This window comes from Methanosarcina siciliae T4/M, assembly GCF_000970085.1.
Classification (GTDB): Archaea; Halobacteriota; Methanosarcinia; order Methanosarcinales; family Methanosarcinaceae; genus Methanosarcina; species Methanosarcina siciliae.
This window is the reverse complement of the sequence record NZ_CP009506.1, coordinates 818,193-832,230: the sequence shown is the minus strand read 5'-3', so window position 1 is coordinate 832,230 and position 14,038 is coordinate 818,193. Positions and strand designations below refer to the sequence as shown.

The window sequence follows — 14,038 nt, the reverse complement described above, 5'->3', positions numbered from 1 at the left end:
AGAGTTAATTATCGGGCCTGTGGACAGGAGATATCAAAAACCGGATCTGCTTATAAAATAATCCGCAGGTCAAGAAACGAAAATTGAATTTTAAAGGATGAAAACCACCCTAAAGAAAACTCCCGCTCAAAACCTGTTATGAGGGTGTACTGTTGAACCTGGGAGTCTTGAGACGAAGCGTTGCAGTTATCTTACTGCTTATGACAGCATCAATTCTTGTATATGCTCACTGGACAGAAATAACACTTCTTCTGGAGGAAAGCTTGGAGGAAAGCCTGGAGATGCTCCGGCAAATCCAGATCCGCTATTTTGTCCTGGCATTTTCAGTCTACCTTTTGAGTGTATATTTCTTTGCGATTCGCTGGCAAAAGGTGCTCTCTTCAATCGGGTACGATCTAAAAGCAGCAGATCTTTTTCCCATTTTCTTTGGAGCAATATTCGTAAATAACTTCACCCCGGCAAGCAGGTTTGGAGGAGAACCTCTCCGGATAATCTGGGCCAATCGACGCTTTGGAATCATCCATACTCATGCCCTCATAACAATCGTCTTCGAAAGGCTGGTCGAAGCAGTCCCTATTGCCCTGCTATTTCTTTATTCTCTTTATTTTTTCCCTCTCACCAGGAATATCTTCCAGTCCCATAGAGGTATGCTGTCATGGAGTACTGCCCTTTTCCTGCTTTTATTCCTCCTTGGAGCAGGGACAGGAACCTGGTTATTCCGAAAAAAACTTGAGCCCTTTCTGAACAGGCTTCATCAAAATTGGGAACAGCTACGTAAATCTTTTGTTCCTGTACTCCTGCTCTCATGTGGGGTCTGGGCTCTTGATATTGTGCGCCTTGAAATGGTTGCTTCAGCCCTGAAACTCCCCATCCCCCTGCATATTATAGCAACGGTTTCGATCCTTTACCTCGTACTCGGATGCCTCCCTATCACACCTGGAGGGCTTGGAATTGTCGAAGGAGGACTTGTCTACTTGCTCCTGTATTTCGGGCTTCCCCTTGCATCTGCCGGTAGTTTTGTGTTTCTTGAGCGTTTCATATCCTATGGGCTCAGCAGCATGATAGGGTTTCTGTACCTGTCCTACTACGGGGGGGTTACGGCATGGAAAAACACAAAATCGCGCTGATCAGCGATTGGTATTTTCCAAAGGTGGGGGGAATCGAATATTCCATACACGCCCTTGCAAAAACCCTGAATCAGAAGGGTCATGAAGTACATGTCATTACCAGAAGCTATTCGGATATCCCGGAATACAACATCAGGGACGGGGTTGCAGTAATCAGAATCAAGAGCAGACCCTTTCCCGGACAGCAACGATTCCTGATGCCAGGTGCATATAAAGATCTCTACCGGTTTCTTAAAGAAGGAAATTATGACGTTATTAACTCTCATGGGCTGGACTCCCCGCTCGGAATGGTAGCCCTTATCGCAGCCAGAAAACTCGGGATTCCCTCGGTAGTTACCAACCATTCCCTCGTAGGACATACGCCGCTTCGCCTTTATCTGTATCTTGCAGGAAAGCTACTTGTAGGAAATGCCGATGCTGTAATTGCTGTCAGTTCAGCAGTTGAAAAGGATACGAAACTGATGACAAAAAAACCCGTTTACATGATCTTCAACGGTATTGAATCTGAGGAAAGTAACCCCATAACCCCCCTCCCTTTTGATAGAAAAGGGAAACTTGTAATCGTAACGGTCGCCCGAATGACAAAAAAGAAAGGTGTCCAGAACCTCATAGAACTTGCATCTACCTTCCTTAAAAAGTATGAAAACCTGATGTTTCTGATGATCGGTGACGGCCCCCTTCGAATAAACCTGGAAAAAAAAGTGGAAGAATCCGGTTTGTCCGAAAACTTCTGCTTTACAGGAGAAGTGCCCCGGAAAACGGTACTGGAATATCTGGAACAGGCAGATATCTTTGCCCTTCCCTCCAGTGATGAGGCCTTTGGAATTTCGATTCTGGAAGCGATCTCAAAAAATGTCCCTGTTGTGGCAATGAACCATAGCGGAGTTTCAGATATTATTAAGCACGGAGTAAACGGTTACCTTGCAAACGACCTTTCGGAATTTGAAACCTGCGTTCAGGACCTGATAGAAAAACCGGCTTTAAGAGCCGAGTTTGCCCGAAAGGCTGGCGAAGGGCTTGCAAATTACGATTGGAACAAAATATATGAACAGACCTGCCGGGTATATAGAGAGGTCATTTATGAAAAACATCACCATAACAGTTGATGTTGAAGAAGACTGCCCACCCATGCTTACAAGTACAAGGGGTATGGAAAAAGGCCTTCCGAAACTACTGGATCTCTTCAAAAAAGAAAGGATAAAAGCCACCTTTTTCGTGACAGGAGAGATGGCAGAGCAGTATCCGGATCTCATCCGCCGGATCCCGGAAGAGGGGCATGAGCTGGGCTGTCACGGATATACCCATGCCCGTTTTGACCGCATGGGAAAGGAAGAGGCAAAAATTGCCCTGAAGCAGGCGGGAAATATGCTCAGGCAGTTTGAAAAGCGGGTGATTTCCTTCAGGGCTCCAAACCTTCGGTTCCCCGAAAGCTATCTTGAACTTCTGGAAGAAGAGGGCTTTCGGTACGACTCCTCCCTTGCGGCTTACAAGCCTCCCTTTTTCCAAAAAATAAAGATGGAAGGCAAAATAATCAGGATTCCGGCAACGATTACCTCCTCTTTTCTAAGACTACCCCAGGATATTTTTATCCCGGTACTCAGGCGTATAACAGCTCCTGTGATTTTTGTCCATCCCTGGGAATTTGTGGACATGTCCGGAATGCCTGTACGTCCGGACTGCAAGTTCAATACCGGAGAAAAAGCCCTTGAAAACCTTAAGGCTCTGATACATGCTTCTAAAGTTGAAAACTGTCTTTTTTTAACTCTGGAAGAAAGAGCATCACTTGAAAAATTATGATTAGGGATTAAGAGAGCGGTTTCAAAAGATTTTGAACTAATCCTTAAATATAAAAAAATAGCATAATATCTGTACCGCCTTAACAGCGTGAACCTGCAGGCGTGCAGGTAAAAAAGGAGCCGTAGAAATGAGAATGCTGGAAGAATTTTTCCCCGAATTCACCCAGAAGCTGGACGAGATTGACCAGCTCTATGCCGAAAAAAGGATGATTGACGAAAAGACCTATCAGTTCATCTGCTTTGCCCTCTCGATAAAAGCCAGGTCAAAACCCTGCGTCCTGAAGCACTTCAAAGGTTCCCTCGAAGCAGGAGCTACGGTCAAGGAACTCTCATATATCTTTGCCCTTGTCATGCGGGAAGCTGCAGGAGCCGACGACTGCTGGACCCATGACGTAATTGGCGACTGGAAAGAGATCCTGAAAGGCAACATTTCCTGTAGCTGCGAAAAATAAAGAAAAAATATTCATGGGAAAAGGTTTTCGAATTTACATAAACCTGAAGCCAAAAGTTAGAGCTTTCGGAACTTGTTTTTCTATGTGTACATCCTAACCGACAGGTAACATCTGAGGCATGAAAGTTCAGATTTTTGTTTTCTTTTTTTAAATAATTATATAAAGAGCTCAAGAATAAATTCCTTAAAAATCAGTAAGCTTAAGCTGTCGGGGACGAGAAAGCCCTGTTTCAATAGGTTTCATATAGTCGGCTGAGAGGTGGTATTTCACCATTAGATTCCTGAGCACTCCGTAAAGTTCAGCTTTGTAAGTTCTGTAATCCCCGCCTTCTACATACAACCTGCGGTAAGGAACGGAAAGTTCGGGAAAATTGCAGGCAAGAAAACTGAAAAAATGCTTTCTGGTTTCTCCCCTGAGATTAAGCAGGCCCGGAAGAACATAATCGACTTCACATTCGGCTGCACGGGAAAAAACTTGCTCGAGATTTTCAGGGCTGTCCGTAAGAAAAGGGAGAATCGGCATCATGTGTAGCCCGGTAGTAGCAGCAGTATCCTTGAAAGCCCTCAGGACTGAAAAACGTTTTTCTGGCGAAGAAGCAAGAGGTTCCAGCAGGGAACTGAGCTTTTCATCTGTCGTGGTGACCGTGACCGCAACATTTACGTATGTCAGTTCGGCAAGTTCTTCAAGCAGGTCGAAGTCTCTGAGGATAAGGTCCGATTTTGTAGAGATAGTAACCGGGTTTTTGTACTCGATCATCAGCTTAAGGACTTCCCGCATCATGCAATACCTTGCCTCGGCAGGCTGGTAGCTGTCACAAACCCCACCTATGTTGATTAACTCTTTTTTCCAGGACCGGGCTTCAAGCTTTTTTTCAAGGGCTTCTGCAATGTTTGTTTTTACGTAGATCTTTCGGAAAAAATCATATCCGGCTTCCCCTGTAGATGAGGACGTTTCCCTTTTTTCCAGATAGCTGTGCGAATACATTGCATAACAGTAGTTGCAGCCGTGTTCGCACCCTCGGTAAAGGTTCAGGTCCCAGCGGAAGGGTAATTTGAGACTGCTCGTTTCCTTTATTTTGTTCAATGCATTTTTAACCTGAATTTCTTCAAACATGCCGGAATAAGATTTGATTGAAAGCTATAAGAAACTTGAGAACAGAAGAACTTAGAATTAAATAGGCAATTTCAATAAAAATGGGGAAAAACATTTGAAAAAACAAAAACAAATCCGAAATAAAAATAAAAACATCAGAACAAAATCAACCATCTGATCTCGAAAATAACACTTAGTTTCTTGCAACTTGATAAAGGGGGATTTATATACCTTTTAATATGTTGGGGAAAGAGTATAAGAAATTCAATGAGTTAAGCCTGTTTTCTCCTCCACCTGTCCTGAGGGGATACATGTACGGGGCGCAGGAAGCTTATAAAGCGAGGGATTCAAACAGGCTTTTAGCCATACGGCTTGAAACGAACACCTCATGTAACCTCCACTGTCGCTACTGCTATGCGCAGAGCGGGGAGGACTCGGTAAAAATAGCGGACTTTAATGTCCTTAAACGCATAATATCCGAAGCAAAAGAACTCGGGATCAGGTCTGTGGTTGTGATCGGGGGAGGAGAGCCGACTCTGTACCCGAAATTTAGAGAATTGATTGCCTATATTGATTCCCTTGGAATCGTTCCGATGCTGTTTTCGAACACAATTTTAATGACAGATGAGCTTGCAGGCTTCCTGTACGAACACAACGCCTCTGTTATGGGAAAGCTCGATTCCCTCAAGCCTGAGGTCCAGGACTATCTGGCAGGTAGGGAAGGGGTTTTTGAGGATATAAAAAACGGGCTTGGAAACCTCCTGAAAGCAGGTTTCTCAAAACCCGCAGAGCCCGGAAAACTCCGCCTTGGAGTCTCTTTTGTGAGCAATAAGCTGAACCTTGAAGAGATTGAGGAGATCTGGCATTTCTGCCGGCAGAACAATATTTTTCCAAATATGGAGATCCTTACGCCGACAGGCAGGGCAAATGACGAACTTGAAGATCAGCTGCTCACAGCCGATGAAATAAAAGAGTACAAGCTGAGACTCCTTGAGATAGACAGGAAACATTACGGGTATGACTGGCTGCCCTATACCCCTATCACTGCAAGCGGCTGCCTTCAGCACCTTTACAGCCTGTACATCAGTATAGAAGGGAATGTCAGGCCCTGTGCGCCTACGAAACTGGACGAACATCCGGCACTCAGGGTTAACGGGGAATATCCCTATAACGTAAAAAGGATGAACCTGAGGGAGATCTATGACTCCGAGCTCTTCACATATGTAAGGAATATAGACAAAATGCTTGAAGGCAGGTGCGGGAACTGCGAATACATCAAAGAATGCATAGGCTGCCGTGGGTATGCCTACAGCGTCGGGATAAATAACGGAGCCGGGCCGCTTGAAGCCCTGAGGATGGAATGCCAGCAGTGCTTCAAAGAATGATGAAATAACAAAAAGGATCCAGGCAAGAAATCTGAAAATTGCTCAGGTAAGGGGCACATCTATTAAGGGATAGCCCCCGGGAAGTGAGAAGGTGAACAGTACAGGAAAAGCAATATTGAAACAGGCTCCGGAACAAGAAGAAAAGATCATAACTATCAGTGATAAAAGTCCCGAAGAGAAGCTGTACGAGAGCCTCGAGAAATACGAACTGCCCGATTATCTCCTCTATACAGGTTCAGGAGGGGCAAATAACTGGTTGAAACTGGACGAATCAAAAACATTTCCTGTTGCCCGTCAGCTCAAAGTAATGCTTGAGGAGAATGTTGCTTCTATTGTCCGATTTATTCCTGCATGCATGAGCCTTGTGAGTATTGGGGTAGGAAGCGGGGAAAAAGAGAGAATTCTTCTCGAAGAGCTGATAAAGAAAAACCAGACTGAAAAACAGGCATTCGAACCTGTATCAATACGCTATTATCCTGTCGACATAAACAGCCGGCTTGTAGACCTCGCCCTTGAAAAGGTAAAGGATCTGCCGGTGGAAAGGAAAGGGATAGTCGGCTCTATCGAGGACATGCAGCTCCTGAAAAAACACTGGCACCTTCCGGTTCTGTTCTGCATTCTGGGGAACACCTTCTGCAATTACGAGCCTGAATTCATTCTCCGGCTAGTCCATGAAAACCTTGAGCAGGGGGACCTATTCTTCTTCGATGCCAACCTTCTCCCAACACAGGACTCAGGAGAAGAGACACAGGCTGCGAGGAAATCAATCCTGGGTACATATGCTTCAAGAGAAAACGTGCTATTCAATATATATCCCCTGCTTCAGTACGGAATGGCTCCCGAGGATTTCGATTTCGAGATTTTACTCGCACAGGTGGATTCCAGAATAGGGGCACTGTGCAGAACCCGGAAAAGCCTGAACATTCTGAAAGACGCCGAGATCAGGATGGGAGCAAAGGTCGTAGGCTTTAAGGAAGGAGACATCATCCGCATGGGCTTTACCTATAAATATACATATGACCAGGTTCTCGCTTTTCTGGACATCTGCGGGTTTGATGTCCTCAAGGCTCTCCTGAGTGAAGATAGAACAAATGTGATGATCCTGGCAAAAAAACGCATCTGAAACTGAAAATGATAATAAATCAAATTGGGGGTTCTGGACATGGGTTGCCAGATAGAAAAATTGAAGGAGGAGAAAAAAACCGGATCAAGTATTGCTTACGGCTGCGATGAACTGGGGAAGCTGAAAAGCGTACTTGTACATACTCCGGGAGACGAACTCAACCTGGTTAACGAATCAAATTATGAACACTGGCTTTATGACGAGGTCCCTGATATCTCCGGATATGTTGAAGAACACAGGCAGTATCAGGGACTGCTGGAATCAAACGGGGTGAGGGTCTATGAGCTTTCAGACCATGTGGACGAAAACCGGGAACTGATCAGGAAGATGCCAAACCTTACTTTTCTGCACGATACTGCGGTAATCTCCGGAAAAGGCGCACTCCTTTCAAAAATGCGCCCGCCTGCAAGGGAAAACGAAGAGGTTGTCGTAAAGGAAGCCCTGAACAACCTGGGGATTCCCATACTCAGCGAATTCAACGGAAGCAAAGGGTTTTTTGAAGGCTGTCTCCTACTCTCAAAAGATACGATTTTTGTTGCGGATACGGAAAGGCACACCTATCCCTTTATCCTGGAATTTATTTCGAATATCCTTACCGAGTTTGAAGAGGTAATCTATACCCGCATCCCGAAAGCCAGGCGCTACATGCACCCCGATACCGTCTTCAACAGGATAAGGGAAGACCTGGCTCTTGCTTACCTGCCTGCCTTTGAAGAGACATGCCTGTTTACGGAAGATTCCAGCGAAAGGATCGATTTTAAAGCGTACATGCAGGAAAAAGGCATGGAAATTGTCCCTGTATCGGATTCCGAGCAAAACCGCCTTGCCTGTTCCTTTGTCCCCCTTGAGAGCGGAACTATCATCCACTATGACACTTCACTTGACCGGGACACAAAGAAAGACCTTGCAGGAGAAGGGGTTGAGATTATTCCATTCCATCCTGAGGCCCTGCTTGCGGGAGGAGGAAGCCTGCGCTGCCATACCCTGAGGCTCTGCAGGAGGAAAAAATAAGAGCTCGGAAAGGAGTAAAAGCCGTGGGAAAGTCCACTGAGCTTCACGAAATTCAATATATGAAATCAAGAATAATAGAAACCGCATAGATAACCAGAGTCCCGTGGTAAACAGGCAGTATCTTCATGCCGGCACCCGGACTTTTTTCTTTCCACAGGTAAAGGTTTGACCCTGCGAGGAGTACAAAAGCCGCAAGAAAGCCATAAAGCGCAATAGTCCCGAGTTCTCTGAGAAAAAAAACGGATGCCAGGAAATGCAGGACCGTAAAGCCTGTAACCCAGTACATAGCTCCTTTTGAGCCGTAAAGGACGGCTATCGATTTCATGCCCCTTGCCCGGTCGTTTTCCAGGTCGATAAAGTCGTTTAACCCGAGGTGAGCCATCGTCCAGGGGTAGAAGAAAACCATATAGAGAAGCACGGTCATATCCGGCTGCCCGTAGCAGAGATAACCCGCTGCCGGAAAGAGGGTGAAGTCAGTCCTGCCCAGAAGCTGGGCAACCGGGTACTTCTGGTTTCTTTTTTTCACCTGGTAAAATACCTCTATACCATAAGAGTACAGCATGATAGCAAAGACGCAGAGGGAATTCGGGTAGGGAAGGGTGAAGATCAGGGCTGAAGTAACCCCAGCAAGCAGGATAAACAGCCAGAAAGCATTTTTTGAAGATATCTTGCCTGAAGGAATGGGCCTCTCTTTAAAAAGTCTCCAGTACCTTGTCATGGTATTTTCCACATCAAGCTTATCCCTGTTCCTGTCCACATAGTCATTGAGCACGAAGCCGGCTTCAAACCCCAGCAGGCCTATCAGTGAAGCTTTGAGAATTAAAGCCCAGGAAAAGCCGCCGTAATTAGCAAAAGCGAGCACCAGCCCGGAACAGAAAACAAGGGGCCAGGCAGGAAAAAAGTGAGCACGGGTGAGATCGAGGTAAGCTTTCAGGGTTTCTTTCATTTGTTTACCTCGATAACCAAATGATTTAAGTCTTCTGGCAACACAATCTCAACCCGGTCAATAAAATGGTAGTTCAGTATACACTCTTTTTTTTTAAACCTTAAGGCTTATAGAAAAACAATGGTTGAGCCTATCTTACCTGAAAATCCCGAAAACCAATATCTGTGTCACATTTACTTAGAAATAAAGGTTTTTGATAGAACCTACAACGTCCTCCATTTAGAAAGGCAAATCAGCCATTTTTTGCTGTTTTTCCGTGTTCTCAAAAAACACATAATAAAGCAACGCCGCCACTCCATAGATTCCACATGTCAGATAGAACGGAAGGGTATAATAGCCGTGAGCCATTATCAAACCGCCTGCATAAGTGCTCAGGCCTACAAAAGTATAGCAGCTCATCCAGACAAGACTGTTCACCGTCGCCCTTTGACCTTCACTGACAATCTCCATATTGAAATTGCTCATAATCGGATTTGCCATATTCATCGTTGCTGTCCTCATAATGTATCCGATAGCAGCTACCGTAAGTATGGATGTGGAGGTGAAGAGTAAAAGGAAAGGAATGGAAACAAGCTGCACCAGGGATATGACCTTTACCTTTCCAAACCCTTCAGTAAGGATCGGAACAAACATGAGGGTAAACATCATCCCCAGCTGGGAAATTGAAAAGATAACGCCTATTTGCTTAGAACTTGCTCCAAGAACAACATCAAAATAAACATTAAAATAAGGCAGAATTAGCCCCCATCCAATACCTATTATCCCATTTACCAGAACTAATTTTCGGATCGTTCCTGACCTTAAAGTAGAAAATAAGGTGGAGAAAAGAGCCGTACTTTTAATCAGACAGTTTTTCTGATTCTTTGTATTTTTATTTGTTATAAATGCCAGAGGTAACAGGGAAACCAGTACCGCGGCTAAAGACGCATATAATGAGAACTGGTAGGCTCCAGAACCTGCGGAATCGAGTTCAAAAAAGTTTATAAATACCTGTGGCAAAACGCCCCCTGCCAAATTTCCGATCATGACGCCTATGGTATATAATAGATAATACATCGAAAACAAGTGCATCCTTTCATAACTCGTGGAATTTTCAACCATAAATGTGGCCGCCGTAACAATTTTGAGTGAAGAGGATACTCCATAAAGGATACTGAACAAAGCCAGCAATAAGGTTGATGTGGTAGTGTACAGGACCGCAAAAGAAATCAGGAGCAGTAGACCGGACAATAACAGAGTATTTTTTCTACCTGCCCTATCGCAGAACATAGCTGCAGGAATTGAAAAGAAGCCTGTGGATATGGAAACAAGTGAGAGCATAAGACCCAGGAAATCTTCCCTGAATCCGAGCCTCAGGATATATAGATTAAATATCACATCATAGATCCCCAGACTTAAAGAGATGAGAAAAATGTATCCCAGAAACAAACATGCATTCCGGCTGAAACCATTAATCTTTGATCTGTATCCTCTTACAGCGTTAATGGCTGAGTTCAGGAGAAAATTGCCGGGAAGTTGCTTGCTGGTAAGTGATAGATACTTTCTCATGGTAACTACTCTGAAAAAATCTGGGATAATACTGTGATTTTTCGCTCTATTTTCATGTTACCGGGCCAATCAGGGTTCTTAATTCATCTCCGGGGTAATTGAAGGCTAGAAGTGAGCATGATGGCAAGGTTATGAATATTGGAAATTATGAGGGAATCAGATAAAGAATCACCCAATTTCAGGGATTTTAGGGGATCGTTCAAGAAAAACATATGCTATCTGACAAAATTTCCTACCAACAAAGTTGACTATGATTAATTTTGCAGGTAAAGTAACAATTACACACCTACTACACAGTTTATTCCACATGCATGAACGTTCATAATCCCTTATTTATAGAAAAATATTGTAAGATAGAACCTAAAGTTCATAGAATTAAATAACAATAATACAGGCATATTTGTGCTGAAATCATACATAAAACAAAACTAATATAAAACTTTCGAAATCATCAGTTCTATAGAAATATATCTGCTTGTTTCATATCTGCTTGTTTCATATCTGCTTGTTTCGGGAGATAAAAAAGTGTTTACATAAAAAGACAAGAAAAATTAATGAAAGTCACTCCAAAAAAAGTAAAAGAAAAAAGACCTCAGTTTAGAAATCGGTATCCCTACAGAATTTTACTCATAAAATCCAGTTACAGAACCTTGCTCAAAAACGACTTTGTCCTCTCGTTTAGGGCATTAAAGAAGATTTCCCGGGGTGTGCCTTTTTCGACTATGATGCCCTCGTCCATAAAGAGAACACGGTCCCCGACTTCTCTGGCAAAGCCCATTTCGTGGGTCACAACGACCATTGTCATGCCTTCTTTTGCCAGGTCTTTCATGACGTTTAAGACTTCTCCGACCATTTCGGGGTCAAGTGCCGAGGTGGGTTCGTCAAAGAGCATTATTTTAGGGCGCATGGCAAGGGCGCGGGCGATTGCAACCCTCTGCTGCTGGCCCCCGGAAAGGGAACTCGGGTATACATCGGCTTTATCTTCAAGCCCTACTTTTTTCAAGAGGTCATAGGCGCGGTCGTAAGCTTCTTTTTCGGGGAGACCGCGGACCTTTATCGGGGCAATTGCTACGTTTTTAAGAGCTGTCATGTGAGGAAAGAGGTTAAAGCGCTGGAAGACCATGCCGACTTCCTCACGAATCTTGTTGATATTCACATTGGGGTCGGTGACCTTTATCCCATTGATCCAGATTTCTCCCGAAGTGGGAGTTTCAAGAAGGTTCAGGCAGCGGAGGAAGGTACTTTTTCCGGAACCGGAAGGACCTATCACGCATACGACTTCGCTTTCTTCAACTTTTTCGGAAATTCCTTTAAGGACTTTCAGGTTTCCGAAACTTTTGTGGAGGTTATTCACTTCTATCACTTACACCAAGCCTCCTTTCAATGTAACCGAGTATACGCGAGATGCCCATGGTCAATGCCAGATATACAAAGGCAACTGAGATGTACGTAGGGAATGCTGCAAAAGTCTTTGAGACATAAAGCATCCCGTTCTTTGCAAGCTCGTGCACGCTGATGATTGCAAGCAGGGACGAGTCTTTCAAAAGGGCGATAAACTCATTTCCGAGGGGAGGAATGATCAGCCTTACAGCCTGCGGCATGACAACTTCCTTCATGGCCTGCCCTTCGGTCATACCAAGGGAGCGAGCAGCTTCCATCTGGCCTCTGTCAACGGATTTGATACCTGCACGTATAATCTCCGCATTATAAGCCCCGCTGTTAATGCTGCATACGGCAATGCCCGCAAGAATAGGATCCACCCTGAAAGGATCTCCTGTAATCCCGAAAATAAGGCCAGGAATGCCGTAGTAAAAAAGCAGGATCTGAACAAAAAGGGGAGTACCCCTGATAAAATCAATATACATAATACTGGGAATTCTGAAAACAGACCTTTTGGAGAGCTTTCCGAAAGCTGCAATTGTTCCCAGAATTAATCCGAAGAATATGGCAAAGGTAGTAACCTCTACGGTGATTACTGCTCCCCGTAACAAACTCGGGAATACATTAATAGCGTGTTCGATATAGGACGCCAAAAGGGACAAACTCTAACCTCAGTTACTTCTAAAATATAAATTAAATTACATTATATGAATAAATAATCTGTAGAGGAGCTTTATTTTACAGTGTACAACCTTCCGGATGCAACCGGAACATGAAGTACTCTCTTCAACAGATATCTCTGCAAATGGCCTGCAGCAGGGTCTTTCCAATTAAGCTGCATCCAGTGCAAATACGCGTTTTACAGAAATACATAACTGAGAACACTTTTCCATTATATAAAACCAATCATTTGTAACAAATATAACAGAGCGAGTATTTTGAGTAAGAGGGAGCGGAAAATGAAGAACTCAAACCCGGAGAACTCAAATAAAAAAGCAGGTAAAAAAGGAAAGAGAAGGGAGAGCAGCACAAAATGTGCCGGGCTCCCGAGGCAAATTAAGTTTATTCTTCCATGTAGTTAGGCAGATCTGCCAGAAGTTCATCATATTTGCCGCTTGCTGTTACGTTTTCAAGACCGGCATTGATCATTTCAAGGAGCTCGGTGTTGCCGGAACGGACCGCAAAACCGTAGGATTCGCTGTTAAGGGGCTCACCCACAATCTTGATTACGCCGGGCTGGACTGCAATGAAAGCTTCTGTAACCGGCAGGTCATTGATCATTGCATCTGCACCGCCGATCTTCAGTTCTTCGATGGCTTCATTGACGTGGGGGAAGTCCTTGATTTCGGCAATGGCTCCTGCATCTTTGAGTTCTTCTGCTTTCAGGTAGCCGGTAGATCCGGTCTGGACGGCTACGGTCTTGCCCTGCAGGTCATCAACACTCTGGATCTCGTCGTTATCAACGGTTACTGCAAGAGCCAGGCCTGCAGTAATATAGGGCTCACTGAAATCGACCTGTTCTTCACGTTCTTCGGTAATTGTCATGCCTGAAGCAATAATGTCAATGTTTCCGGTCTGAAGGGCCGGAATCAGGCCGGCAAAGTCCTGGTCAAGATATTCAACCTTAAAACCCTGATCTTCAGCAATCGCATTCAGGAGATCAATGTCAAAGCCGATTACATTCCCGCCGGAATCCACAATCTCAAAGGGGGGAAACTGGGCTTCAGTGCCTACAATATAGGTGGGCATGTCTTCGGCAGAAGCACTCTGTTCAACATTAGATTCTTCTTCAGCTGCTATGGGAGCCTCTTCGACTGCTCCTTCTTCTGTTGATTCAGCAGCCTTGTCAGAACAGCCGGCTGCAAAGACGACAGTAGTAATGACAAGGAGCAGTGCCATTATCTTTAACATTTTTTTCATATCAGTACCTCTGAAAACTCTTCCGCAATATTTGATATGTAGAATAATTAAACTTTTATAAATAGTAAGACAAAAGATTAATAGCTTTGGATTTTAAATTAATTTTTTCAGATCGCAGAACGAAGTTTTTTAAAATGAAGGCTGAACTTAAATAGAAAAACCTTGAAGTTCATATAATTGCCCAAAAACAGCTTTTTTCCTTCACTCACTGTTACAGAAGAACCATATAAAAAACTGAAATTTCTTTTACGCTTCTCA

13 protein-coding genes are annotated in these 14,038 nt (G+C 44.2%); 7 read left to right on the top strand and 6 right to left on the bottom strand.

From position 1 onward, the window contains the following. The first annotated feature begins 152 nt into the window (after nt 1-152). From MSSIT_RS03755 to MSSIT_RS03740, 4 genes are all read left to right on the top strand, one after another. Nucleotides 153-1,127, top strand: coding sequence for a lysylphosphatidylglycerol synthase transmembrane domain-containing protein (locus MSSIT_RS03755; RefSeq protein ID WP_156158782.1), 975 nt, complete (start codon nt 153-155; stop codon nt 1,125-1,127). Beyond that, nucleotides 1,103-2,233 (top strand): glycosyltransferase family 4 protein, encoded by a 1,131-nt coding sequence (locus MSSIT_RS03750; protein WP_048170147.1) that lies wholly within the window; start codon nt 1,103-1,105, stop codon nt 2,231-2,233. Before MSSIT_RS03755 ends, MSSIT_RS03750 begins: the two co-directional genes overlap by 25 nt. After that, nucleotides 2,208-2,924, top strand: coding sequence for a polysaccharide deacetylase family protein (locus MSSIT_RS03745; RefSeq protein ID WP_048170145.1), 717 nt, complete (start codon nt 2,208-2,210; stop codon nt 2,922-2,924). The genes MSSIT_RS03750 and MSSIT_RS03745 overlap by 26 nt, the downstream gene beginning before the upstream one ends. Before the next feature lie 127 nt (nt 2,925-3,051). Next, on the top strand, nt 3,052-3,375 hold the full coding sequence (locus MSSIT_RS03740; protein ID WP_048170143.1) for a carboxymuconolactone decarboxylase family protein: 324 nt from the start codon (nt 3,052-3,054) through the stop codon (nt 3,373-3,375). 183 nt (nt 3,376-3,558) lie between these two features. Here MSSIT_RS03740 and MSSIT_RS03735 read toward each other — a convergent pair whose 3' ends face one another. Then, a complete protein-coding gene (locus MSSIT_RS03735; RefSeq protein ID WP_048170140.1) occupies nt 3,559-4,488 on the bottom strand; it encodes an SPL family radical SAM protein in 930 nt (309 codons plus the stop codon). A 218-nt stretch (nt 4,489-4,706) separates the two neighbouring features. On the opposite strand from MSSIT_RS03735, the gene MSSIT_RS03730 reads away from it, so the two are divergent. The 3 genes from MSSIT_RS03730 to MSSIT_RS03720 all read left to right on the top strand — a co-directional run bounded on the left by MSSIT_RS03730 (nt 4,707) and on the right by MSSIT_RS03720 (nt 7,986). Further along, on the top strand, nt 4,707-5,852 hold the full coding sequence (locus MSSIT_RS03730; protein ID WP_048170138.1) for a radical SAM protein: 1,146 nt from the start codon (nt 4,707-4,709) through the stop codon (nt 5,850-5,852). A 91-nt stretch (nt 5,853-5,943) separates the two neighbouring features. After that, nucleotides 5,944-6,975 carry an L-histidine N(alpha)-methyltransferase gene (locus tag MSSIT_RS03725; protein ID WP_048170136.1) on the top strand — a complete coding sequence of 344 codons (1,032 nt, stop codon included), beginning with the start codon at nt 5,944-5,946 and terminating at the stop codon, nt 6,973-6,975. A gap of 39 nt (nt 6,976-7,014) precedes the next feature. Further along, nucleotides 7,015-7,986: a dimethylarginine dimethylaminohydrolase family protein gene (locus MSSIT_RS03720; RefSeq protein ID WP_048170134.1), complete on the top strand. Its 972-nt coding sequence runs from the start codon at nt 7,015-7,017 to the stop codon at nt 7,984-7,986. 52 nt (nt 7,987-8,038) lie between these two features. Here MSSIT_RS03720 and MSSIT_RS03715 read toward each other — a convergent pair whose 3' ends face one another. The 5 genes from MSSIT_RS03715 to MSSIT_RS03695 all read right to left on the bottom strand — a co-directional run bounded on the left by MSSIT_RS03715 (nt 8,039) and on the right by MSSIT_RS03695 (nt 13,780). Continuing rightward, nucleotides 8,039-8,932 (bottom strand): prenyltransferase, encoded by an 894-nt coding sequence (locus MSSIT_RS03715; protein ID WP_048170131.1) that lies wholly within the window; start codon nt 8,930-8,932, stop codon nt 8,039-8,041. 219 nt (nt 8,933-9,151) lie between these two features. Beyond that, complete coding sequence (locus MSSIT_RS03710) at nt 9,152-10,480, bottom strand: MFS transporter (protein WP_048170129.1); 1,329 nt, start codon at nt 10,478-10,480, stop codon at nt 9,152-9,154. A 640-nt stretch (nt 10,481-11,120) separates the two neighbouring features. Continuing rightward, complete coding sequence (locus MSSIT_RS03705; RefSeq protein ID WP_048170127.1) at nt 11,121-11,843, bottom strand: amino acid ABC transporter ATP-binding protein; 723 nt, start codon at nt 11,841-11,843, stop codon at nt 11,121-11,123. Then, nucleotides 11,827-12,522, bottom strand: a complete 696-nt coding sequence (locus MSSIT_RS03700; RefSeq protein WP_048170125.1) for an amino acid ABC transporter permease — start codon at nt 12,520-12,522, stop codon at nt 11,827-11,829. Before MSSIT_RS03700 ends, MSSIT_RS03705 begins: the two co-directional genes overlap by 17 nt. A gap of 400 nt (nt 12,523-12,922) precedes the next feature. Beyond that, on the bottom strand, nt 12,923-13,780 hold the full coding sequence (locus MSSIT_RS03695) for a basic amino acid ABC transporter substrate-binding protein (protein ID WP_048170123.1): 858 nt from the start codon (nt 13,778-13,780) through the stop codon (nt 12,923-12,925). Nucleotides 13,781-14,038 lie beyond the last annotated feature (258 nt).

What these genes read in the sequence shown, in the direction of transcription:
- MSSIT_RS03745 (WP_048170145.1), top strand. Translation starts at nt 2,208, where the DNA reads ATGAAAAACATCACCATAACAGTTGATGTTGAAGAAGACTGCCCACCC.
- MSSIT_RS03750 (WP_048170147.1), top strand. Translation starts at nt 1,103, where the DNA reads ATGGAAAAACACAAAATCGCGCTGATCAGCGATTGGTATTTTCCAAAG.
- MSSIT_RS03710 (WP_048170129.1), bottom strand. Translation starts at nt 10,480, where the DNA reads ATGAGAAAGTATCTATCACTTACCAGCAAGCAACTTCCCGGCAATTTT.
- MSSIT_RS03695 (WP_048170123.1), bottom strand. Translation starts at nt 13,780, where the DNA reads ATGAAAAAAATGTTAAAGATAATGGCACTGCTCCTTGTCATTACTACT.
- MSSIT_RS03735 (WP_048170140.1), bottom strand. Translation starts at nt 4,488, where the DNA reads ATGTTTGAAGAAATTCAGGTTAAAAATGCATTGAACAAAATAAAGGAA.
- MSSIT_RS03740 (WP_048170143.1), top strand. Translation starts at nt 3,052, where the DNA reads ATGAGAATGCTGGAAGAATTTTTCCCCGAATTCACCCAGAAGCTGGAC.
- MSSIT_RS03730 (WP_048170138.1), top strand. Translation starts at nt 4,707, where the DNA reads ATGTTGGGGAAAGAGTATAAGAAATTCAATGAGTTAAGCCTGTTTTCT.
- MSSIT_RS03720 (WP_048170134.1), top strand. Translation starts at nt 7,015, where the DNA reads ATGGGTTGCCAGATAGAAAAATTGAAGGAGGAGAAAAAAACCGGATCA.
- MSSIT_RS03715 (WP_048170131.1), bottom strand. Translation starts at nt 8,932, where the DNA reads ATGAAAGAAACCCTGAAAGCTTACCTCGATCTCACCCGTGCTCACTTT.